This is a genomic window from Paractinoplanes durhamensis (genome assembly GCF_016862175.1).
GTDB lineage: Bacteria > Actinomycetota > Actinomycetes > Mycobacteriales > Micromonosporaceae > Actinoplanes > Actinoplanes durhamensis.
The window spans coordinates 172,695-195,148 of sequence record NZ_BOML01000059.1 but is presented as its reverse complement, the minus strand read 5'-3'; the positions used below and the strand labels follow the sequence as shown (position 1 = coordinate 195,148).

The window sequence follows — 22,454 nt, the reverse complement described above, 5'->3', positions numbered from 1 at the left end:
AGCAGTCGGCCGGCGTCCCGATTCTCGACGAAGCCTCGCACCCAGCTCCTCGTCGCCCTGACTACCGAACGCCAGCGCTACGGCAGTGGCATTCCTGGACCCGACCGGCGACATCGTGGTGTTGCCACCAACGTTGGATTCCGCCCTGTCCGCGTGAGTCAGCGCGGCGCCTGGCAGAGGCTGTGCCCGTCCGCGCAGAGGAAGTAGCCCACCCCGGGCTCAAGCCGATCGCGCGACGCGATGCGATAGGTAACCCCCGGCCCACCCGGAACAAGCACGATGACGTACGGACTGCCACGGTCCCAGCCACCGTCGTACCCGGCAAAGACGTCAGCTTCCCCGGCCAGATAGCCGGAGTCGAAGACCGCCTTGTCGCCGGCCGGCAGATTCACCGTGGCCTGTTCGGCCCGCCCTTCAAGCACCCCATCGGCATGCCCCGCCGCATACCCACGATCGACAGCCGCAGGCCGACCCCCGGTCACGCGACCGACCCAGAACGCGCCCACCCCGACGAGCACCAGAAGCCCCACCGCCAGCCCGGCCCGCACCCACAACCGCATCCACATGCATCCATCATGGCCATCAGCCTCGGCACGAAGGCGTCGCTGACCGCTACTCCACGACGCTGCGGCAGAGGAACCGCCACTGAGTCAGTGGAGCCAGTTTGGTCCGTACCTCATCCGGGCGGTCGAATCCATCGACGAACAGCAGGTAGCGACAGTCCGGGAAGTCGGGCTCCTGGAAGTACTCGTAGTCGCCGTCACGAAGATCGTTGGACTGGAGACGGAGCTTGCCGGCGCCGGCCTGCGGGCGCGCCGCGAGGTAGCGGCCGCGGTAGTCGCTGTCGTGTTCGACCCACCCTACGCCGAGAGCCTCGGCCAGTCGGCCGGGTTGGTCGCCGAGGACGGGCTCGCCGTATCCGTACACGTCGTAGATCACTGCGGGCTTCCCAAAGATAGATGGCTGGCGATTTTGCCGATGCGTGGGGTGGTTTTTGCACTGAGGCTGCAGAGACCCCGAACACCCCATGGAGGGTTTCATGCGTCGTCTCGTCGTCCTCCTCACTGCCGTGCTGGCCGCGCTTGCGCTCAGTCCGGCTCTGCCTGCGGCCGCCGCTCCCGGCACGCCGGTGGTCTTCGTGCACGGTTACACCGGCAGTGCCTCCAACTGGACCACCGCCATCTCGGTGTTCCGCGCCGGCGGCTACTCCAACAGCGAGCTCTTCGCGTACGAGTACAACTCCTACGGCAACAACATCACCAACGCGCAGGGGCTGGCCACCTACGTCAGCCAGGTCCGGGCTCGCACCGGCGCGGCCCAGGTCGACATCGTCAACCACTCGATGGGTGGGCTGGTCAGTCTCTGGTATCTCAAGCAGCTCGGCGGCGCCCAGTACGTCCGGCACCTCGCCTCGATCGCCGGGGCCAACCACGGCACCACCTACGCGAGTGCCTGCCTGATCTACACCACGTGCCAGCAGATGTATCCGGGCTCGTCGTTCATCAACACGCTGAGCGCCGGTGACGAGACGCCGGGCAGCACCAAGTACGGCACCTGGTACTCGCCGTGTGACGGCATCATCATTCCGTACACCAGCACCGTTCTCAGCGGAGCCACCAACAACTACGTGGCGTGCCAGACGCACATCGGCTACCTGACCGACACGGTCACCCTGACCCAGATCAGATCCTTCCTGGCCAGCTAGTTTCCGCAGGTACGGCCGCGTGCCCGGCAGGGCGCGCGGCCGTTATCGTTGCGCCGTGAGCCGGGAGACCGAGGAACTCAACCGCCGCCTGCTGCGCGCCCGCGACGCGATCGACCTGGGCTTCGCCGGGCCGCTCGACGTCCGGGCCATCGCGGCGGTCGCGCACCTCTCGCCGGCCCACTTCAGCCGCTGTTTCCGCGCCACCTTCGGCGAGACGCCGCACCGCTATCTGCAGCGGCGCCGGATCGAACGCTCGATGTTCCTGCTGCGGGAGACCGGCCGCAGCGTCACCGACGTCTGCACCGACGTCGGCTTCAACAGTCTCGGCACGTTCAGCCGTACGTTCCGGGAGATCGTCGGGGAGACGCCGTCGGGCTACCGCCGCGATCACCGGCCGGCCGGCGTGCCCGGCTGCGTCCAGATGGCGAACACCCGGCCGCGATCCAGCAGTTTCGGAGAAGCCATCGGCCCGGCGATCTCCCTAACCTGACTTCGATCCGATGACAGGAGAACGCACGATGATCACGAAGCTGAACGTCGCATCCATCTACGTCCTCGACAAGGACGAGGCGCTGGAGTTCTACGTCGGCAAGCTCGGCCTGGAGAAGGGCAACGACGTCCAGCAGGGGTCCTACCGCTGGCTGACCGTCCGCGTCCCGGGCCACGGCAGCACCGAGATCTCGCTGGAGCAGCCGGGCGCGCCGCTGCACGACGACGCGACCGCCGAGCAGCTGCGCGAGCTGATCGCGAAGGGCGCCCTGACCGGCCTCACCCTCATCGCCGACGACGTCCGGGCCCTGTACGAGACGCTGAAGGCGAGCGGTTTCACCGACTTCACCCAGGAGCCGACCGAGCACTTCTACGGCACCGACATGGGCCTGCGCGACCCGTCCGGCAACCCGATCCGCATCCTCCAGCAGGGCAGAACCGCCCGGGCGTGAGTCAGCGGACGAGCAGGGGCAGGACGGCTCGGACCTGGGTGGCCAGGCCGTCCAGCACCTCGTCGCCCAGCGTGGCGTAGGCCAGCAGGGCCTGCTGGAACAAGCCGTCGAGCATGCCGTATGCCGCTGAGGCGTTCACCGATGGTGGGCGGCCGGACAGGGTCGCGTAGCGGTCGACCACCCGCCAGATCATGGCCTGCAGCGTGCCGTCGATCTCGGTGATCGCCTCGCGCAGCGGCTCCTCGAACATGCTCTGGATGCGCAGGTCGTACCAGAGGCGGTGCATCGGGGCCTCGTCGCGGATGGTCTGCGCCAGCTTGGCCGCGAACGCCTCGACCAGCTCCGCCGGTGACGTGGAGTCGCGGACCACCGCGTCGTAGCGGGTCACGCATCTCGCCTTGTAGTAGCGAATGCTGTAGATGACCAGCTCGAGCTTGTCGTCGAAGTAGTAGTGGACGACGCCGTGGCTGAACGGGGAGTTGCCGGCGATCTCGCGCAGGCTGGCCCGGGCATACCCCAACTCGCCGAGCGTGGTCAGCGCGGACTCGGCCAGCTCGTCTCGGCGGCGGTCGAACTTGTCGACCGGCCGCGGCGCCGCGCGGCGCGAGGTATTCGTCGGGGTCACAGCGACCATCGTACGAGCTTGACGACTGTCCAAACATCTCTTGACAAGTGTCAAGCTCAGGCATGTGATGTAGGTCTCTCGTCCTCGACCACCCCCTCGGGAGCCCTCATGGCACAGATCGATCTCACCGGCCGCCGCGCCCTCGTCACCGGCGGCGCACAGGGCCTCGGTGAAGGCATGGCCCGCGCGCTCGCCGATGCCGGCGCCTCCGTCGTCGTCGCCGACCTGCAGGACGACCTCGGTCCCAAGGTCGCCGAGTCGCTCGGCAACAAGAGCGGCTTCGTGCACCTCGACGTGACCGACGACGCCAACTGGGCGGCCGCCGTCGACCAGGCGAACGGCATCATGGGCGGGCTCGACATCGTGGTCAACAACGCGGGCATCGAGATCACCAGCCTGATCGTCGACCTCGACCCCGCCGCGGTCCGCAAGCAGCTCGAGGTCAACCTGCTCGGCACCGCCCTCGGCATCAAGCACGCCTTCCGGGCGATGCGGCCGGGCGGCGCGGCGAGCCAGCAAAGCGGGCGGAGCGGCGGGGTGGTCATCAACGTCGCCTCGGTCGCCGCGACCATCGCGTTCCCCGGCATCTCGGTCTACTCGGCGACCAAGTCCGGCGTGGACCGGCTCACCCGGGTGGCCGCGATGGAGTCCGGCAAGCTCGGGTACGGCGTACGCGTCAATTGCATCTATCCCGGCCTTGTCCCCACGGCCATGGGTGCGGGGCTGGCCAACGACGTGGCCCGGCTCGGGTTGTTCGGCTCGCCGGAGGAGGCGGTCGGCGCCGTCATCGAGCTGACTCCCTCGGGGCGGCTGGGTGAGGTCGGCGACATGGCCGACGCCGTGGTGTTCCTGGCCTCCGACGCGGCCCGCTTCATCAACGGCGCCGGCCTGCCGGTCGACGGCGGAATGGGGATGTGACCATGGCTGCCAAGCCCGTCGTCGTCTACGGCGCCTCCGGCTACACCGGCCGGCTGATCTGCGAGTACCTGCGCGAGTACAACGTGCCGTTCGTCGCCGCCGGCCGCGATGAAGGCAAGCTCGACGCCTCGATGCGGCAGAACGTGGCCGGCATCGAGACCGCCGACTACGAGATCGTCGAGGTCACGCACGACACCAAGGAACTCACCGAGCTGTTCCGCGGTGCCTCGGTGGTGTGCAACACGGTCGGGCCGTTCAGCGTGTACGGGCCGGAGGTCGTCGAGGCGTGCCTGGCCGCCGGCACGCACTACCTGGACACCACCGGCGAGCAGGACTGGATGATCACCTGCGACGAGAAGTACGGCTCCGACTTCGCCGCCGCCGGCCTGCTGCTCGCGCCCGGCATCGCGCAGATGTACACCACCGGCGAGATCGCGGCCGAGCTGTGCCTGGAGAAGCCGGGCCTGGACACGCTGGACATCGCGGTGTTCTGGGGCGGCAGCCCGACCATCGCGTCCACGCTGACCATCCTGGTCAACGCGGCCACCTCGGGCGCCTTCCGGCTGGAGCAGAACCGGTACGAGCCGTGGGACCCGTCGGCCGGCCTCTACCAGCTGGTGCTGCCCGGTCAGCACGAACTCGCCCTGGCACTGCCGTGGGGCGGCACCTCGCACCCGGTCTGGTACCGCAGCGACCCGCGCGTCGCCAACGTCAAGGTGCTCGGCGGCGTCTTCAACAACGCCCTGATGCACGGGGTTCCGCAGATCGTCGCGGGCGCCCTGGAGGCGACGAAGGACATGAATCCCGAGGACCGGTACGCGGCGCTCACCGCCACCGCCTCGCAGGTGATGAACCAGATGCCGCCCCGGGAGAACCCGCGCCTGAACAAGTCGGTCGACTCGGTGCACGCGTCCGGGCCGCTCGGCCGGGCGCACTGCGTCATCTACGGCAACTCGAACTACAAGCAGACCGGGCTGATGCAGGCGTACGCCGCCTATCACCTGCTGCAGCGCCCGCCGCGGCGCGTGGGTTTCGCCTCGGCCTGCCAGGCCTTCGGGCACCGCGAGCTGCTCGGCGTGCTGACCAGCTTCGGCCTGGTCCGCGAGCCGACGGTCACGGTCGAGAGCTGAGTCATGCGGCTCGTCGACTATCTGGACAAGGGTGCCTCCCTCGACCCGGACGCGCCGTGTCTCACCACCAACGGTGAGACCCGGACGTACGAGGAGGTGCGGCAGCTCAGCGTGCGCGTAGCCGCGGCGCTGGCTGCTCGGGGGGTCGTTCCCGGAGAGCGGGTGGCGGTGCTCTCCGGGAACGACCCGACCGCCTTCACCTGTGTGTTCGGCATCAGCCGGGCCGGCGCGGTGTGGTGTCCGATCAACCCCCGCAACGAGGCGTACGAGAACCGGGAGCTCCTGCACCTGTTCGGGTGTACGGCGCTGATCTACCAGGAGGCGTTCGCGCCGCTGGTCGCAAAGATCCGCGACGGGCTCCCGGCGCTGACGACGCTGGTGTGCCTGGAGACGGAGTTCGACGAGTTCCTGGGCGCCGCCGGCCCCGTCGACCTGGACGCCAAGGACGACCTCGCCATGATCGTCGGGACCGGCGGCACCACCGGCCGGCCCAAGGGCGTCGAGCTGACCGGGGCCAACCTCGAGGCGATGACCGCGATCACGCTGATGAGCTACCCCTGGCCGGACCGGCCGGTCTATCTCGCGCTGGCCCCGCTCACCCACGCCGCCGGGGTGCTGTGCTTCCCGGTCCTGGCCCGGGGCGGCGAGATCGTCATCATGCGCAAGCCGGACGTGGCCGAGTTCATCACGCTCCTCGAACGGCACCGGGTGACCCACACGTTCCTGCCGCCGACGCTGATCTACATGGTGCTGGCCCATCCCGATCTGGACGGCGCCGACCGGTCGGCGTTGCGGTGCTTCTGGTACGGCGCGGCCCCGATGTCGGCGGCCCGGCTCGAGGAGGCGCTGCGCCGGATCGGCCCGATGGCGCAGCTGTTCGGCCAGACCGAGGCGCCGATGATGATCTCCACCATGGCGCCGGCCGACCACTACCTGCCGGACGGCAGCGTCGCGACGGCCCGGCTGTCCTCGGCCGGCCGCCCGTCGCCGCTGGTCACGGTGGCGATCATGGGCCCGGACGGCGAGTTGCTGCCGCGCGGCGCCACCGGCGAGATCGTGGCCCGCGGCTCGCTGGTGATGCGCGGCTACCACCAGGATCCGGCGGCCACCGCGGCCGCCTCGGCGCACGGCTGGCATCACACCGGCGACATCGGCTATCTCGACGACGACAACTATCTGTTCATCGTGGACCGCGCCAAGGACATGGTGATCACCGGAGGTTTCAACGTGTACTCGACCGAGGTCGAGCAGGCCCTCATGCAGCACCCGGCGGTCCAGGACTGCGCGGTGATCGGCCTGCCCGACGACAAGTGGGGCGAACGGGTGACCGCCGTCATCCAGCTCCGCGAGGGCGCCGCGGTGGACAAGGCGGAGATCGCCGCGTTCGTGAAGGAGCGTCTCGGCAGCGTGAAAACCCCGAAGCAGATCGAGATCTGGGACGACCTGCCGAGGTCGAAGGTCGGCAAAATCCTCAAAGCCGATCTGCGTACGCGTCTCGCCCCCGGCTGAGTTCGATCAACTCCCAGCCGCCCTCGGGGACGTCGTCGGTGGGGTCGGTGCGCAGGTTCATCGGGTTGGCCATGCCCAGGTAGAGGTCGTCGCCGTCGGCGACCATGTTGCGGATGCCGTAGTTGAGGTAATTGCCCAGGCCAGTCGTGTTGATCGGCTGGGCCGCCTCGGCCGCCGACGGGAACACCCACAGGTCGGCGCCCCACAGCGCGGGATCGGTGGGTGGCGCCTGCGGCAGCAGGTCGTGCACCAGGTAGCTCCAGTCCATGGTGGCCACGAACAGCCGGTCGCCGGCCACCGTCATCCGCCACGTGTAGTTGTTGAGGCTGTTGCCGAAGCCGGAGCGGCCGTACAGCGGCGTCCATCCGGTCGGCACCGACGACCAGGTCGCGGTCTCCGGCGCGTAGGCGGGGAGCGTGCTCTCGCCGTACAGCAACTCGATCTTCTGGTTGGGGGTTCCGAGGTCTTTCCCGCGCCAGATGCTCAGGCCGCGCTGCGTGTTGCGGGCCTGCAGACGCACCGCCTCGTCGGTCGGCTGGGGGTATTTAGCCTGGTGGGCGAGGGAGGCCTGCAACGGCACATGCATGGTGCCCCAATAGAGATAACCACCAAAAGCCGCAACCCCGCCTAAGCCGTACGTCGTCCGGATGAGCGGGTCGGTCTCGTAGCGGCTCGCGTCGAAGACCTGCGTCCACTGCCGGATCTGCCCGGCCCGGATCGGCAGCGCCGGGCTCCGCCACACCCCGGCGAGCCGGCCGATGGTGGTGGCGTTGGCCGCGCTCCAGGTGGTCGCGTAGATCCGGCCGTCGAGGTAGGCGAGGTCGGCGGCCTGGGCGGGCAGGTCACCGACCTTGTCGAAGGTGAACGGCGTGGCCCGGTTGCCGGCCCAGCGCAGCACCGCTCCCCCGCGACCGCCGCCCTGCCCGGTGCCGACGCCCAGGTAGAGGGAGTTCTCGGCGACCAGGAAGGTCCGCGCGTTGCTGTAGAGCAGGAGCGTCCGCGAACCGAGGAAGCGGCGGGTGGCGGTGTCGAACGCGAACACGTTGAGGGTGTTGCTGAGCGACGGGCCGGCCAGCAGCACCACGCCGTCGAGGTTGCCCGCCGACCGCAGGCCCAGCGTGTTGCGCAGCCGCGCGTTGTCCTCGGTGGACGCGCCGGTGATCGCCGCGGTCTCGTCGGTCAGCACCTTGGTGCCGGTGTCGTAGAGCCAGACCTGCGGCGGCCGGACGTCGCCGAGTTCGCCGGGCACGGTCGGGTGGTTCGCGACCACCTGGCTCTCGCCGTACTCGCAGACGTAGTCGTCGTTGACCACCGGATCGTCCTCGCCGAGCGAGCCGCCGCTGGTCAGGCAGTGCACGTTGGCGCCGGTGCCGAACCACACCTGCTCGCCGGCCCGGGTCAGGCCCCACACGTACGACTGGTTGACCTTGGCCTGGCCCTGCGCGCACGGCGGCCGGGACGGATAGGGATTGCCGATGCCGGCGAAGCATTCGTCCGGCGCGGCCTTGCCGAGCAGCTGAAAGGTGTAGTCGTCGGCCTTCACCAAGGCCGGCGCGCCGACGAGGACAAGAACCGTGACAAGTTCCTTGATCATTTTGTCATCCCCGCCAGACATTGTTCCCCATCAATGTGATCGATGGGGAACGACTGTCATGGCCGGTACATCTGGGCCAGCTTGGTGGCGGTCCCTCCGCTGGTGGTGATCGCGGCCAGACCCTGCGGGTCCCCCTTGAGCCACGCGGTGAAGGCGGCCTGCTTGATCGGGCAGAGCCCGCCGCTTCGCATCGTGCCGATGCAGTCACCCTCCCCGGTCGGATCGTCCCAGGTGGTCAGGGCGGGCCGGTTCGCCGTCGGGACGGTGACCTTCAGGTGGCTCTCGACGATGATCGTCTCCTGCTCGCACCGGCCGTCGCCCTGCTTGATCTTGAAGCGCGTGCAGTAGTCCGTGCCGTCCAGGTACAGCACCGGCTCGGCCACCGCGACGTGCGCGGCCGGGTCGTAGGCGTAGAGCTTGACCACCGACGTGGCCGGCCCGGTGCCGGTCAGGTCGGGGAACGTGACCTGCGGATCCACCGTCGGCGACCGCAGCTCGACGTCGGCGAACGCGGCCATCGAGTCCCCGCTGTTCGCGTCGTTGATCGCGCCCAGCTCCACCTTGCCGCCGGCCAGCAGCGGGTCGGTGAGCGGCACGCTCAGCACCTCCACCCCGTCGACCGTCACGTGCGCCGTCTCGTCGCGCACGGCGATCGCGGCCCGATGGGTCTGCCCGGGCCGGAACAGCGTCGAGGCGACCTTCTGCTCGCCGATCATCTCGCCGTCGTTGTCCAGCCCGAGCCGGATCTCCGCCGGGCAGAAGGACGCCTGGTAGCCGCCGCGGTCGACGACCCGGAACCAGATCGCCGCGCAGGCCTCCGCGGTGACCACGGTCGCGTCGACGGTGATCGTCTGGTCGCCGGCGAACGTGTCGGCCGGGCCGGTGCAGGTGTACACGCTGGACGAACTGGTCGTCACCAGCAGGCGCTTGGCCTCGAAGGTGCACCAGCCGGCGGCGTCGTCCGACTTCGGGGTCGCCTTCCACTGCCCGGGGCGGTCCAGCCCGTCGATCAGCGACGGCCCCTGGACCCGGGACTTGGCTTTCGCGGCCGGCACGGCCGCGACCGAGCTGGGTGCGGCGGCCACGAAACTCGGCGCCGGGGATGGGTCGTCGAGCGCGACGAAGGCGGCGAAGGTCGCCAGCACGACCGCCGCGCCGGCCGCGGCCACGGTGCGGCCGACCCGGCGCCGCGGAACGGCATCGGTGTGCACCGGCTCGATGTGCGCGGCCGCCTCCGCCGCCTGGCGCAGCTCCGGCTGCTGGTCGAGCGCCTTGCCGGACTCGGTGGCCAGCAGCCGGTCAAGCAGTTCGGGCGCGGTCGGGCGCTGCGCCGGGTCCTTGGCCAGGGCCCGGCCGACCAGGTCGCGCAGCGGCCCGTCGAGCCCGGCCAGGTCGGGCGGCTGGGTCAGGATGCGGGCCGCGGTGGCGCCCGGCGAGTCGCCGCGGAACGGGGTGCGGCCGGTCGCCGCGTAGGCCACCACCACGCCCCAGGCGAAGACGTCGGCGGGCGGGCCGGCCTCCCGGTCGGACTCGCTGTCGAACCGTTCCGGCGCCATGTAGGACACGGTGCCGACCATCTGGTCGGTGCGGGTGTGCCGGCTCGTCGCCTCCAGCGCCCGGGCGATCCCGAAGTCGATCACCTTGGGGGTGCCCAGCGCGAACAGCACGTTCTCCGGCTTGAGGTCGCGGTGGATCACCCCGGCGCCGTGGATGGCGGCGAGCGCGGTCGCCACCCCGACCGCGACGCCGTGCAGGGTGCCGCCGGACAGCGGGCCCTGCTCCTTGATCACCTCGCGCAGGCTCGGCCCGTCGACGTACTCGACGACCAGGTACGGGGTGGCGTGGTCGGGGTCGGCGTCGAGCACCGCGGCGGTGCAGAAGCCGGGCACCTCACGGGCCCGGCTGACCTCGCTGCGGAACCGGCCGCGGAACTCGGTGTCCCAGGCCAGCTCGGGGCGGATCACCTTGACCGCGACGAGCCGGCCGCCGGGCGCCCGGCCCAGGTAGACGGCACCCATGCCGCCCTCGCCGAGCCGGCTGAGCAGTTCGTAGTCACCGAGCCGGCGTGGGTCGTTCGGCCAGAGTGCACGCGTCACGCGTGGCACCCTACCCGGGGATCGATCAGGACGGATCGCGGCCGATGAACCCGAGCATCCTGGTTTGCACGTCCGCGCCGGCCGGCACCTCGACCCGCGGGCCGTACTGGCCCGATGAGCGCAGCAGCTCGTCGATCGGTTCCATGCCGGCCAGCAGCCGCCCGCAGAAGTCCGGGTCGAGCCGTTCGTCCTGGCCGGTCGCCCGGGACAGGTCCCAGGTGTGCATGAACACGTCGGACGTGTAGAACTGGTCGATCGCGGCGTCCAGCGGCAGGCTGCCGATGTGCTCGTTGGTGAGCTTGCGGTCGGCCGTCGCCGGATCGTCCAGCACCGCCTGCACCGCGTCGCTGTGCACCTGCCACGCGGCGACCGGATCCTCGTCCACCGCCGGGCCCCGGGTCAGCTCGATCCCGGCACCGGCGGCAAGAAAACCCGGAAACCATTCGGTCAGATGTCGTACGACGTCGCGCGCGGCCCAGCCGGCCACCGGCGCCGGCGCATCCCAGTCACGGGTGCCCCGCACCCGCTCGGTGAACAGGCCGGCTACCTGACGGTGCCGCTCGGCCGGTCGGTCGGACAGTGCCATCGCTGATCGTCCTTTCGACGGTGGTCGGCCTCCCCCGCACCACCCTACGGTTGCGCGGATGCCCGGGACAGCATTCCCCCCACGATCGAGCAGCGTGGATCTATGATGCTGCGGTGCCCGATGAATCGAACGGCGCCCTGAACCCCGGCGTGCCGCACACCGCGCGGATCTGGAACTACTGGCTGGGCGGCAAGGACAACTTCGCCGCCGACCGGGCGGTCGGCGACCAGGTCCAGCAGTTCCTGCCGGACATCGTCACGTCGGCCCGGGCCGACCGGGCCTTCCTCCAGCGGGCCGTCCGGCACCTGGTCGGCGAGGCCGGCATCCGCCAGTTCCTCGACGTCGGCACCGGGCTGCCCACCGCCGACAACACCCACGAGGTCGCCCAGGCGATCGCGCCGGAGAGCCGGATCGTCTACTGCGACAACGACCCGCTCGTCCTGGCCCACGCCCGCGCGCTGCTGACCAGCTCCCCCGAGGGCGCCACCGACTACATCGACGCCGACGCCCGGGACACCACGACGATCCTCGACGTCGCCCGGCGGACCCTCGACTTCGACCGGCCGATCGCGGTCATGCTGCTCGGCGTCCTCAACTTCATCGGCGACGACGACGAGGCCCTCGGTGTGGTGCGGCGCCTGGTCGACGCGGTCCCGTCCGGCAGCTACCTGGCCATCGCGCACCCGACCCTGGAGATCAAGCCCGAGGAGTCGGCGGCCGCGGCAGCACAGTGGAACGAGACCGCCACGCCGCCGATCACGTTGCGCTACAAGGCCGGCATGCTGCGCTGGTTCGAAGGGCTGAACCTGCTCGAACCGGGCGTGGTGACCTGCACCAAATGGCACCCTGAGCCCGGCGACCCGACCGCCGGCACCGACGTCTACCAGTTCTGCGGAGTTGCCCGAAAGCCCTGAATCGAGGTCGCGTTGCGCATTACCCGACTGGCCGGCGCCATGGCGATGGTGCTGACGGCCGCCCTGATCCCGCAGCTGGCCGCGACCCCGGCGAGTGCCGCCTGCAGCGACGATCCGGCCGCCCACCTGAGCACGGTGCCCTCCCCGGAGACGGTCCTCGGTTTCCCGCTCGGCCTCGGTCAGCAGCGGGTCGTCACCAACGGCGAGATCCGCGACTACCTGGGCGCGGTCGACAGGGCGTCGGACCGGGTGGTCACCGGCACGATGGGGACCAGCGTGCTCGGCCAGTCATTGCCGTACGCGATCGTGTCCGGCCGCCCCGGCGCGGTCGACGACATCCGCAGCCTGCGCGATCCCCGGGTGACCCGGGCGAGCCGGGCGCGCCGGATCGCCGCGAAGTCCCCGGCGATCGTCTGGATCGCCGGCAATGTGCACGGTGGCGAGAAGAGCGGTGCCGACGCCGCTCTCAAGACGCTCTACGAGCTGGCCGCCGGGCTGTCGTGCGCGGTGCGGCAGCGCAACGACAACCTGATCACGGTGATCGTGCCGACCCAGAACCCGGACGGCCGGGACGCGAGCCGGCGGCAGAACGAGTTCGGCTTCGACCTCAACCGGGACTGGTTCGCGCGCACCCAGCCGGAGACCGACAGCAAGCTCGAACTTCTCCGCGAACTGCCGCCGCAGGTCTTCATCGACGCCCACGAGATGGGCGGGCAGCAATACTTCTTCCCGCCGAACGCCGACCCGATCCACCACGAGATCGCCGACGCGCCGGTCGACTGGATCAACCGGATCGGCGCGGCCAACAAGGCCGGGTTCGGCTACCACGGCGCCTGCACCGACACGGTCACCACCGAGTGCTACTTCAACTACGACACCTACGACCTGTTCTACATGGGCTACGGCGACACGGTTCCGGCCACCGGGTTCGGGGCGGCCGGCATGACGTACGAGAAGGGCAGCGCCTCGGCCGTCCAGGATCGGGTGCAGCAGCAGTTCAACACCCAGTGGGCGACCCTCGGATGGGCGGCCGCCAACAAGCGTGAGGTGCTGAGCGGCTACTACAAGATCTGGGCGGACGCGCTCGCCGAGGGCCGGGCCGGCACCCTCGAACCCAACGAGGTGGTGCAGCCGGAGAACACCGTCCAGTTCCCGGTGCCCGACATCAAGGTCAAGTCGTACTTCCTGATGCCGGGGCGCCAGCTCGGCGACGTGCGCCGGCTGGTCGAGCGGCTGCGCCGGATGGACGTCGAGGTGTACGAGGTGACCAAGCCGGCGAAGGTGCGCAACGCCCGGGTCTTCGGCGGCCGCACCGCGTCGAACGTGACCGTGCCGGCCGGCGCCTACTGGATCCCGATGGACCAGCCGCAGAAGCACTGGATCCAGGCGACGCTCGGCGAGGACCCGTACGCTCCGTTCCCGTACTTCTATGACGTGTCGTCGTGGAGCAACCCGCTGCTGATGGGCATCGACACCATCTACACCGGCGACGCGGTGCGGCCCCGGGCCGAGCTGGTGAAGAAGATCGAGGGCGGCCGGGCGGGCTCGGCGCCACGCAACGGCTCCTACGCGTACGCCGCGGACTCGGCCTCGGCGGCGCAGCTGACCTTCCAGCTCCTCGGGCAGGGCGTCACACCCGTACGCACCAAGGATTTGATCTTGGTGTCCGCGGCTTCCGTCACGCCGGCCGTCGACCGGCTCGCGCGATCGCTCGGCGTCACCCTGAGCCCGCGCTCCCGGCCCGCCGCCGGCACGGCGATCGCCCGGCCCGACGTCGGCCTGTTCCGCGGCACCGGCATCAGCACCACGTCCGGCTCGTACGGCGAGGCCCGCTACGTGCTGGGCCAGAAGTGGGGCCTGAACCTCACGCCGGTGACCACGGCCGACATCAACGACAACACGGCCGCGTTCACCGGCCGTACGGTCCTGCTCGTCCCGGACGGCAGCAGCGCAACCGGCGGTCTCACCGCGACCGGCCAGGCCAACCTGCGGAGTTGGATCGCGCAGGGCCACACCTACGTGGGGCTGCGCAACGAGGGCACCCGGCTGGCCCGGGCGGCCGGCCTGACCTCGACCACCGAGAAGGCGAAGCCGGACGACTACCTGGTGATCGGCTCGCACCTGCGGGTCGATGTGGACGGCCGCAGCCCGGTCGCGCTGGGCCGCCCGGCCGAAGACTTCGAGTTCAACAACGGCGACGCCATCCTCACCCCGAGCACCACCGGCGTGAACGTGCTGCGCTACCCGGCCGACGACACGTTCTGGCACAACGGCTACACCGTGCACGAGGACGTCCTGAAGGGAACGTCGGTGGTGGTGGACGAACCCACGGGTGCCGGGCGGGCGGTGCTGTTCGCGTTCAACCCGCTGTTCCGGGCCTACAACGAGAGCGGTTTGCAGTTGGTGGCCAACGCCCTGCTCTACCCGGCCACGACCCCGCAGCCGGCGCTGCGCGCCCCGAGCCTCGACCCGGCCCGGGTGGCCGCCGCGGCCGAGCCGGCCCCGGCCAACCTCGGCGGCGAGTGGCGCCCGAGCCGCCTGCAGGTGGCCACCGGCGACCTGACCCGGACCCGGGACCTGGTCGCCCGCTACACCGGCAACGCGACGGTCGCGGTGGTCGGCGACTCGGCCTACCTGACCATCCCGAACCCGGACGGCCTGCCGTTCGACGAGCACCCGTTCCTGCGAAACCTGGTCAGCGACCTGCGTTCGGCGGGAATCCCGCTCCGATCCGTGGTGGGTTAGGGCTTCGACGGACCGGGACTTGATGACTAGTTGACGCCTGACTGCTAGTCGTGCGAACATGCCTCGACACAAAAAATCGGTGTGGTTGACCTGGAGATCAACCACACCGACGTACCCCTACCTCGCGATGGAGGGAACTGGCGTCACAACCACTTCATCCAGCACTCGATCGCGGCGATCACCTGAGCCAGCGTCGCCGGATCCGACACGAGCGAGATCGCATGGGTAAGTAACAACTGAGGCTCCTCAGGAGTTCATGTCCGTAAATGATCAATGCGCGGACAGATGATCCACCCCTGCGCCGCCCGCCGCAATACTCCTGTAAAGCACTTAAGGTAACGAATGGGTCATCAACCTGAGTTTCGTACGCCTTTGCCCCCAGATGGAGCCGCATCGCTGAGTCCGATGTGGACGTTTCGCCGACCCTCTTCGAGTGACCGCAGCGCACCTCCCCGGTCGGTGCATCCGGCGATTCGCGCGTTTTGACATATAGCTTGCCCGATGAATGAGGGGGTCCTGGAGCCGCTCGGTCGTCATTAGGCTGATGTACTCCTTGACAACCGGGGGTACCGCGCATGTTCGAGGAAGTTGTGCCGGCTATCGCGTCGGCTTTGTCCGCACAGGGATCGGAACTCCTGGTCGCCGGCAGCAGGAGCGCGTTCAAGTCGCTCTGCGAGATCATTCGCGCTCGATTCGGGCACGGCACACCAGAGGCCGACAGCCTCACCGCCGCGCTCGAAAATCCGGGCGACGCCGAGCGCATCGAGGCATTCGCGCGTTACCTGACCCGGGTCATGGTCGAGGATCCAGGCTTCGCCCGGCAGGCGCTTGCGGCGTGGCACGGCGCCACCGCAAGCGGATCAGCCGAGGGCTCGGCGGTGGTCAACAACTTCAGTGGCCAGGCGGAACAGGTGGTGCAGGCGCGAACCATTCGCGGGGGCATCAAGTTCTGACCACCCTGCCCACTGTGGGAGGTACGTTGAGTCATCGTTCCGCCGCGGACAACAACAGAGGATCGCCGGGTAATACGATCTCGGGAATCGTCGCCGGCCCCAGCGTTCAGGCCCTCGACATCCACGGCGGTGTGCACTTCCACGGCGTACCGCCGGCGGCCGCAACCCCGCACCAAGCCGCCGCCCCGCCCCCGCACTTCGCCGGACGAGGTGCGGAAGTCCGATCCCTCCGGTCCGCAATGGACGCCGGTTCGACCGTCGTCGTGCTGAGCGGTCCCGGCGGTGTCGGCAAAACCGCGCTGGCTCGGCAGTGGGCCCGCCTGGCCGAGGACGCGTTCCCGGCGGGCCAGCTCTACCTGAACCTCGGCGGCTTCGGCCTGGTCCCGCCGGTGGAACCGGCTGAGGCGTTGCGGTCGTTCCTGCGGGCACTGGGTGTCCCGGCCGGCGCCCTGCCACCGACGCTGGCGGAACTCACCGCGCTGTACCGGTCACAGACCGCGGGCCGTTCGCTGCTCGTAGTCCTGGATGACGCTTTCTCCGCCGCCCAGGTACGCGTTCTGGTGCCATCCTCGTCGTCGAGCATGACCGTGATTACGAGTCGCGTTCGCCTTTCCGGCCTCATCGCGGAGGGTGCGGTTCTCCTGGAGATCACGCCTCTGACCACCGCGGAGTCGCTGACGTTGTTGGCGAACTTCCTCGGCGAGAAACGGATCGACGGCGAACGGGAGCAGGCCGAACGGCTCGCCGAACTGTGCGCCGGACTGCCGATCGCGCTGTGCCTGGCCGCAGCCCGGCTTTCGACACGTCCGCGGTTGAGTCTGGCCCGGGTCGTCGCGACGCTGGCCGCCGAGACCCAGCGGCTGGCCCGGCTCGAGACACCGGACCGGGAGTCGTCGGTGAGTGGATCGTTCGAGTTGTCCTATCAAGCACTCGACGCCTCCGCCGCGGCTCTCTACCGGAGGCTCTCGCTGCACCCCGGCCGGGAGTTCGGCCTCGGGCCGGCCGCAGCGCTCCTCCCGGGAATCCAGGCGGGTTCCCCCGCCGGAGAGGCCGACCGGCTGATCGGCGTCCTACTCGAGTCCAGCCTGCTCCAGGAGGTCGCCGAAGAGCACTTCCGCCTCCACGACCTCATCCACCTCCACGCCCGCCAAAAGGTGGTGGCGGAGGACACCGAGGCGGTCCGCGAGGAGGCGATGCTCGCCATGTCGGAGTGGTACCTCGGGGCGGCGAGCGCGGCTGACGTGGTGGTCACGCCGTACCGGCGACGCCTCGTCTATTCCTATCGGACCTCACCGAGCGAGCTCCCGGCGTTCAGCGACCGCGACGAGGCTCTCGCATGGCTGGACCGGCAGCGTTCCAACCTGAGCGCCGCCGGCCAGGTCGCCCTCGACCACAGGTGGGCCGAGCTGGCCTGGCATCTGTCGGACGTGCTGTGGCCCGTGCAGCTGTACCGCAAGAGCACCGACCGGAAGGACATCGACGTCCGCGGCCTCGCGGCGGCCCGGATGTGGGGTGATCCGCGAGCCGAGGGACGCATGCTCAAGCGACTCGGGCGTACCTGCACCACGCTCGGCGAGCACGATCGGGCCGAGCAGTTGCTCCGGAAGGCGGTGACGACGTACGCCGAGTCCGGCGACGCCGAAGGGAGCGTCGAGGCCCAGGAGATGCTGGCCCTCGCCTACCGCGACTCGGGCCGGGCCGACGCCGCCGCGGAACTCCTCGCGGACGTGCTCGCCACGCGGCGGCGGCTCGGGAACAGCCGGGACATCGGGCTCACCCTGATCAGTCTCGCGGACCTGCTGTCCGGGCGGGGAAACCTCGCGGAGGCTGTCGAACTCCTCCGCGAGGCCGGCCGGCTGCTCGATCAGTCGGTCGCTGACGACCCGTACAACCCGGTCCGGGTGAAACTCGGGCTCGCCCGCGCCTACTTCGATGGCGGCGACCTGGCCGCCGCCGACCTGGCGGTGACCGAGGCGATCGAAGGCATGAAACGCCTCGGTGCCGCCATCGGCGAGGCGGACGCTCTGGAACTGGCGGCCCGAATCGCCGCACGTCGCGGGGACGCCACCCGGAGCCGGCTCTGCCTGCAGCGGGCCGCGGAACTCCTGGAAACACACGGGTCACCACGTGCGGCTGCCCTCCGCCGCCAGGTTCCCGCACCACCAGGCGTACAGGTGATCAGCCAGCCCCAGGACGTCGACCCCGCTGCTCCCGGTCGGCCGGACGGTGAGCCTGAGCCCGTTCCGGAAACCGATGCCGATCACGTCACCAGCGCCCATGACCAGCACCAGAGATGCGCCGGGAAACCGGCTGAACAGATCGGCGATTCCTGACGTGCCGCTCGGCGCGACGAGGACATCGGCGAGCGCCTCCGAGCTGGACGGCCTCCCGACCACGACGATGACCGGATCGCCGGGCGGGGTCACGACGGCACTCCGACCGGGCGCGGGATGGGCACCCCGACCGGGGTGAAATTCCGGCTACCGCTCCGGTTGACGAGCCCGAGCAGCCGGAACATCGCTCCCCGGAGCAGGCGGCCGGATCGGTGCGGACGGGAGGTGATCGCGGTCGTCACCTGCCGGTGATCGACCGGGCGCGCAGCCATCAGTTGAGCCCGCAGGGGCTTCGTGATGTCCAGGCGGTCCACGCTTTTCAAGACCAGAGACTGCGGGGAGCCGGCGGCTGTCCGGCCGCCGTCGCTCGCCGAAACCCGCAGGACGGGCAGCCCGACGGCGGCACCGTAGGCAGTGACCGACCCCCGATCGCCGATCAGGTGATCGGCGGCCGCGACGTAGGCCCGCCAGTCGTCCGCCGGGTCGGCCAACATCATCCCCGCATCTCGACATGCGCGGGTCCATGCAGCGACCTGCCGGTGCCCGTGGGCCCCCGAGATCGCCGGATGCAGCAGCAACGCCACCCTGAATCGATCCGGCGGCAGCTGGTCCATCAGCGCTGGAAGCAGCTCCGGAACTCCACCGAACAGTCCGTCCGTGCCCCACGTCGAAGTCACGACGACCAGCCGCTGACGGTCGCTCAGGCCCAATGCCCGGCGGTAGTACCCACGCTGGGAAAGACTGCCCATGAGCCGGTCGAAACAAGGGTCGCCGGCGACGACAGCGACGCGGAGCGCATCGGGGCACTGCCGGGCCAGGACCAGAAGTTCATTCTCGTGCGACAGCACGAGCGCAGATGCCACCACGCGGCCGTCCCGGACGAGCCGGGGCGCATCGAGCCCATAGACCGTCGGTTCTGCGCCGGGCAGCGTGCCTTGTGCGGAGGAGAGCAACAGCCGGGCACGTCCCGCGCCGTGGGCCATCAGCATCACCGGCGCGTGCAGTTCGTGAAGCCCGCCATGAGATGCCGCGATCGCCAGATCGAACGACTCCCGGATCGCCTGCTGCCAGGGCACCACGAGTGCCCCCAGCCGTTGCAGATGGGCGTTCACATCGGCGTTGAAGACGTCCGGCGCCACCGTGAAAACCACTTGTACCCGCATGTCCGACTCAACTAGATCGACAATGTCCAGGAGTCGATGGCAACTCGCCATCGTGTGGACCACGATCAATAACGTGCGGCATCCAGGCCTGGACACCCATCGCTCCGAGTCGATGCCAATCGGCGCACGGACCCAATCCGGATCAGCCATCCCACCCACCCCCAGATCATCATTTCGAATGCGTCCACCATGGGCTGGGAGCATTGCCAGGGACATTGCAGAGACCTTGCCGGGCGAATGCACGTGAACTGGCGATGGCATGTCAGATATCGCGCGATGCGTCGCGGACGGTCGCCTGGTTGCCCAGGTAGAACACACTGAGTAGCGGCCTTATTACGTGTTGATGGGGGCGCACGTGGAATTCGGCATACTAGGCACGACAGAATTGATCCACGACGGACGGGTCATCCCGCTCGGGCCGGCGAAACAGCGCGGCATGATCGCCGTATTGCTCTATCACGCTGGCGAACCGGTCCGGGTGAGCACGATGATCGAGCTTCTCTGGGGTCGCCCGGGCAACGTGGATCATCGGCCGACGCTGTATTCACTCGCCAGCCGCCTGCGGGCCGCGCTCGCTCAGGCTGGACTCGACAAGGCTTTGGTCCGCGTGTCAGGAATCGGCGCCTATCGGCTGGACGTCGATCCCGGCACGATTGACCTTCATCGGTTCCGGCGGCAGTTGACCGAGGCCCGGGAAGCCACCGCGCAAGGGCGGCCGGAATCCTCCGCGGAGATTCTCCTGCGGGCGCTCCCGCTCTGGCGCGGGGACCCGCTGCCGGAACTCGGCGGGGCACGGGCGGACCAACTACGCCGATCGCTGGGCGATGTTCTGCTCGACGCTCACAAACTGCTCGCGGAAAGTCAGCTGGCGTGCGGCCGACCGCACGCCGTGCTGGATCAGCTGGACCGTCTGATACAGATATACGACCTGGATGAAGGGCTGGCCCGCTGCTGGATCAGGGCGTTGTCCACGGTCGGCCGCCACGATGAAGCCAAACGCTTCGTGATCGCGTTTCGGCGAAGGTTCCGCAAGGAGATGCGCACCGAGCCTGACGTCGACATCGTGCCGACCCGCTCGGCCTCCTGGTCGACCGCCGATCGGATTCCCCGCCACATGCGCCCGGACATCGCGGACTTCACCGGTCGTCAAGCCCTGCTCGATGAACTCGGTGAAATGCGCGGCAACGTCGTCGTCATCACCGGCATGCCCGGCGTGGGAAAGACCACTCTCGCCACCCACTGGGCGCATCGTCGCCGTCAGATGTTCCCCGACGGCCAGCTCTATCTCGACGCGGGCGCGTACGGTCTTGCCTCGCCCGTCGACCCACAGGACGCGCTCGAGAGGTTCCTGCGCATACTCGGCGTGCCACCGGACCAGATTCCGGTCTCGCTGGAGCAGCGCCGGGATCGCTTCGAGGACCTGATCGGCGACCGGCGAATCTTCCTCCTCATCGACAACGTTCTGGATTCCGCCCAGGTGCGCCCGTTGATTCCTCGATCCATGAACTGCTTGACGGTGATCACCAGCCGCACCCGGCTGAGTGGACTGACCATCCGCGACGGGGTTCGTACCGTCACGGTCGCGCCACTTTCCGAGGACGAGTCGACGTCGTTGCTGGCGCGCATCGTGGGATCCAAGGACGCCTCGGATCTGGACGGCCTGACCGCTTTGGCCGAGCTGTCCGGCGGCCTGCCACTGGCTCTCCGGATCATCGGCGAGCGAGTGGCGGAGCGACCTCGATCCGGCATCGCCGAACTTGCCGGAGAACTGCGACACCGCCTTCTCGAGACCGCCGGCGAAGACGATCAGGCTGCGGCTCTCACTACCGTGTTCGACTGGTCGTACCGTGCGTTGGGCGCGGACGCGGCCCGCCTCTTCCGCCAGATTTCGCACCATCCCGGAACGAACTTCGGCCCGGATGCCGCGGCCGCGATCGCCGGCCTGCCCGTGGCGCACGCCGAGGCGCTGCTGAACGTCCTGGCCAAAGCACACATGATCAACCACGACTCCACTCGTCGCTATCGCTTCCACGGTCTCCTGCACCAGTACGCGGTCGAGCGGTCCGCCGGCGACGACCCCGCCGTGGTCCGGCAGGAGCAGCGGCGAATGCTGGACTGGTATCTGTTGTCGGCCGCCGGAGCCGTCGCGGTCACCGCCCCTGAATGGCCGCCGATGACCGATCTTCCGTCTGCCCCGGACGTCCAGCCGATGTCTTTCGGAACCGACACCGAGGCGATGAACTGGTGTGCGGCCGAGCAGGACAATCTGTGCGCGGTCAGCCGATGGGCACAGAACCACGGATTCGATCGGCACGGCTGGCAGATCCCGGGCGTCGTCCACGAGATCCTGGAACGCTACGGCTGCCGGGGCGACATCCTCGAGCTCAACCGACAGGCCTTGGTTGCGGCCCGCCGGGACGAGCACGAAGTCGGCCAGATCGGAATCCTGAACAATCTCGGTGCGACCTACTTCGCCGTACACGACTACGACCGGGCCGTCGCGGCCTTCATCGAAGCCCGCCATCTCGCCGCCGCGACCGGGAACTTCGAGGCCGAGACGCTCTGTTCACACAATCTTGCGTCGACCTACGTCAGCCTCGGTGAGGTACCGCGGGCGATCGAGATCTACGAACGGGCACTCCAGGCTTGCCGGAAGATGGGTCTCTCGGTCGGCGAGTCGGCGGTTCTGAACTGGCTCGGCGCGGCGAACCTGCAGCTCGGGCAGTACCAGCGAGCCGCCGAGAACTACCACCAGGCGCTCGCGATCCGGGAACGGATCGGCGCCAAACGGGGAACCGGTCAGAGCCACAGTGGTCTCGGCGCCCTCTACCTGGCCTCGGGTCAGCTCCGGCTGGCGTTATGGCACTGCGAGACCGCGCGGGTCATCCACGCGCACGCCCACGATCAGGAGGCGGAGTGCGACACGCTGATCACTCTCGCCGACGTTCAACGCAACCTGGAGATGCACGCGGAGGCCGTACACAGCGGACAGCGCGCCATCCTCCTCGGCGAACTGGTCTCCGACTCGTTCCGGCAGGTCGCCGCGCTGACCGCGATGGGTGACGCGCTTGCCGCGGCCGGTGATCCGAAGGCGGCAATGGACCAGGCACGGATGGCGCGCCGGATCCTCGACGATCTCTCCGGCGCCCATGTACCTCCGCTGCACAAGCGGCTGCTGGTCCTGGAACGGACCGTTCAGATCGCTTCCCCGGAATCCCGGGCGGGCTGATACCGACTCAGCA

The 22,454-nt window shown here is 69.3% G+C and carries 18 protein-coding genes; 11 read left to right on the top strand and 7 right to left on the bottom strand.

All coding sequences use genetic code 11. From position 1 onward, the window contains the following. Window positions 1-158 precede the first annotated feature (158 nt). A complete protein-coding gene (locus Adu01nite_RS37515; RefSeq protein WP_203734049.1) occupies window positions 159-566 on the bottom strand; it encodes a hypothetical protein in 408 nt (135 codons plus the stop codon). Between the two features lie 46 nt (window positions 567-612). Then, on the bottom strand, window positions 613-939 hold the full coding sequence (locus Adu01nite_RS37510; RefSeq protein ID WP_203734048.1) for a hypothetical protein: 327 nt from the start codon (window positions 937-939) through the stop codon (window positions 613-615). Window positions 940-1,039: 100 nt separating this feature from the next. Here Adu01nite_RS37510 and Adu01nite_RS37505 point away from each other — a divergent pair, with 100 nt between their 5' ends. Genes Adu01nite_RS37505 through Adu01nite_RS37495 form a run of 3 tightly spaced genes read left to right on the top strand, consistent with a single transcriptional unit; the run spans window position 1,040 to window position 2,646 of the window. After that, window positions 1,040-1,705: an esterase/lipase family protein gene (locus Adu01nite_RS37505; RefSeq protein WP_203734047.1), complete on the top strand. Its 666-nt coding sequence runs from the start codon at window positions 1,040-1,042 to the stop codon at window positions 1,703-1,705. A 55-nt stretch (window positions 1,706-1,760) separates the two neighbouring features. Further along, complete coding sequence (locus Adu01nite_RS37500; protein WP_203734046.1) at window positions 1,761-2,195, top strand: helix-turn-helix transcriptional regulator; 435 nt, start codon at window positions 1,761-1,763, stop codon at window positions 2,193-2,195. A 28-nt stretch (window positions 2,196-2,223) separates the two neighbouring features. Beyond that, a complete protein-coding gene (locus tag Adu01nite_RS37495; RefSeq protein ID WP_203734045.1) occupies window positions 2,224-2,646 on the top strand; it encodes a VOC family protein in 423 nt (140 codons plus the stop codon). Window position 2,647: 1 nt separating this feature from the next. Here the strand turns inward: Adu01nite_RS37495 and Adu01nite_RS37490 are convergent, their stop codons facing one another. Then, a complete protein-coding gene (locus Adu01nite_RS37490) occupies window positions 2,648-3,271 on the bottom strand; it encodes a TetR/AcrR family transcriptional regulator (protein ID WP_239132999.1) in 624 nt (207 codons plus the stop codon). A gap of 108 nt (window positions 3,272-3,379) precedes the next feature. Between Adu01nite_RS37490 and Adu01nite_RS37485 the strand changes: the two genes are divergently transcribed. From Adu01nite_RS37485 to Adu01nite_RS37475, 3 genes are read left to right on the top strand one after another with little or no spacing between them, the layout of a single operon-like run. Beyond that, a complete protein-coding gene (locus tag Adu01nite_RS37485) occupies window positions 3,380-4,189 on the top strand; it encodes an SDR family NAD(P)-dependent oxidoreductase (RefSeq protein ID WP_203734043.1) in 810 nt (269 codons plus the stop codon). A gap of 2 nt (window positions 4,190-4,191) precedes the next feature. Then, window positions 4,192-5,319 (top strand): DUF5938 domain-containing protein, encoded by a 1,128-nt coding sequence (locus Adu01nite_RS37480; RefSeq protein ID WP_203734042.1) that lies wholly within the window; start codon window positions 4,192-4,194, stop codon window positions 5,317-5,319. Window positions 5,320-5,322: 3 nt separating this feature from the next. Then, a complete protein-coding gene (locus tag Adu01nite_RS37475; RefSeq protein ID WP_203734041.1) occupies window positions 5,323-6,828 on the top strand; it encodes an AMP-binding protein in 1,506 nt (501 codons plus the stop codon). Here the strand turns inward: Adu01nite_RS37475 and Adu01nite_RS37470 are convergent. From Adu01nite_RS37470 to Adu01nite_RS37460, 3 genes are read right to left on the bottom strand one after another with little or no spacing between them, the layout of a single operon-like run. Beyond that, on the bottom strand, window positions 6,791-8,422 hold the full coding sequence (locus Adu01nite_RS37470) for a hypothetical protein (RefSeq protein ID WP_203734040.1): 1,632 nt from the start codon (window positions 8,420-8,422) through the stop codon (window positions 6,791-6,793). The two genes, Adu01nite_RS37475 and Adu01nite_RS37470, sit on opposite strands and share 38 nt — an antisense overlap. A gap of 56 nt (window positions 8,423-8,478) precedes the next feature. Continuing rightward, on the bottom strand, window positions 8,479-10,518 hold the full coding sequence (locus tag Adu01nite_RS37465; RefSeq protein WP_203734039.1) for a serine/threonine-protein kinase: 2,040 nt from the start codon (window positions 10,516-10,518) through the stop codon (window positions 8,479-8,481). A 25-nt stretch (window positions 10,519-10,543) separates the two neighbouring features. Beyond that, complete coding sequence (locus tag Adu01nite_RS37460; protein WP_203734038.1) at window positions 10,544-11,104, bottom strand: TIGR03086 family metal-binding protein; 561 nt, start codon at window positions 11,102-11,104, stop codon at window positions 10,544-10,546. A 113-nt stretch (window positions 11,105-11,217) separates the two neighbouring features. Between Adu01nite_RS37460 and Adu01nite_RS37455 the strand changes: the two genes are divergently transcribed. The 4 genes from Adu01nite_RS37455 (at window position 11,218) to Adu01nite_RS37440 (ending at window position 18,049) form a co-directional block, all read left to right on the top strand. Then, window positions 11,218-12,018 (top strand): SAM-dependent methyltransferase, encoded by an 801-nt coding sequence (locus Adu01nite_RS37455; protein ID WP_239132998.1) that lies wholly within the window; start codon window positions 11,218-11,220, stop codon window positions 12,016-12,018. Between the two features lie 12 nt (window positions 12,019-12,030). Next, window positions 12,031-14,763 carry a M14 family zinc carboxypeptidase gene (locus Adu01nite_RS37450; RefSeq protein WP_239132997.1) on the top strand — a complete coding sequence of 911 codons (2,733 nt, stop codon included), beginning with the start codon at window positions 12,031-12,033 and terminating at the stop codon, window positions 14,761-14,763. A gap of 575 nt (window positions 14,764-15,338) precedes the next feature. Then, entirely contained in the window at window positions 15,339-15,716 is a 378-nt protein-coding gene (locus Adu01nite_RS37445; protein WP_203734037.1) for a hypothetical protein, read from the top strand. Then, window positions 15,599-18,049, top strand: a complete 2,451-nt coding sequence (locus Adu01nite_RS37440; protein ID WP_369076829.1) for a tetratricopeptide repeat protein — start codon at window positions 15,599-15,601, stop codon at window positions 18,047-18,049. The genes Adu01nite_RS37445 and Adu01nite_RS37440 overlap by 118 nt, the downstream gene beginning before the upstream one ends. Before the next feature lie 89 nt (window positions 18,050-18,138). Here the strand turns inward: Adu01nite_RS37440 and Adu01nite_RS37435 are convergent, their stop codons facing one another. After that, entirely contained in the window at window positions 18,139-19,362 is a 1,224-nt protein-coding gene (locus tag Adu01nite_RS37435) for a hypothetical protein (protein ID WP_203734035.1), read from the bottom strand. Between the two features lie 205 nt (window positions 19,363-19,567). Between Adu01nite_RS37435 and Adu01nite_RS37430 the strand changes: the two genes are divergently transcribed. Further along, on the top strand, window positions 19,568-22,441 hold the full coding sequence (locus Adu01nite_RS37430) for an AfsR/SARP family transcriptional regulator (RefSeq protein ID WP_203734034.1): 2,874 nt from the start codon (window positions 19,568-19,570) through the stop codon (window positions 22,439-22,441). The last annotated feature ends 13 nt before the right edge of the window (window positions 22,442-22,454 follow it).

Bases quoted from the DNA above. Each gene is read 5' to 3' on its own strand.
- Adu01nite_RS37515 (WP_203734049.1), bottom strand. From the start codon at position 566: ATGTGGATGCGGTTGTGGGTGCGGGCCGGGCTGGCGGTGGGGCTTCTG.
- Adu01nite_RS37505 (WP_203734047.1), top strand. From the start codon at position 1,040: ATGCGTCGTCTCGTCGTCCTCCTCACTGCCGTGCTGGCCGCGCTTGCG.
- Adu01nite_RS37495 (WP_203734045.1), top strand. From the start codon at position 2,224: ATGATCACGAAGCTGAACGTCGCATCCATCTACGTCCTCGACAAGGAC.
- Adu01nite_RS37485 (WP_203734043.1), top strand. From the start codon at position 3,380: ATGGCACAGATCGATCTCACCGGCCGCCGCGCCCTCGTCACCGGCGGC.
- Adu01nite_RS37480 (WP_203734042.1), top strand. From the start codon at position 4,192: ATGGCTGCCAAGCCCGTCGTCGTCTACGGCGCCTCCGGCTACACCGGC.
- Adu01nite_RS37475 (WP_203734041.1), top strand. From the start codon at position 5,323: ATGCGGCTCGTCGACTATCTGGACAAGGGTGCCTCCCTCGACCCGGAC.
- Adu01nite_RS37470 (WP_203734040.1), bottom strand. From the start codon at position 8,422: ATGATCAAGGAACTTGTCACGGTTCTTGTCCTCGTCGGCGCGCCGGCC.
- Adu01nite_RS37460 (WP_203734038.1), bottom strand. From the start codon at position 11,104: ATGGCACTGTCCGACCGACCGGCCGAGCGGCACCGTCAGGTAGCCGGC.
- Adu01nite_RS37445 (WP_203734037.1), top strand. From the start codon at position 15,339: ATGTTCGAGGAAGTTGTGCCGGCTATCGCGTCGGCTTTGTCCGCACAG.
- Adu01nite_RS37435 (WP_203734035.1), bottom strand. From the start codon at position 19,362: ATGGCTGATCCGGATTGGGTCCGTGCGCCGATTGGCATCGACTCGGAG.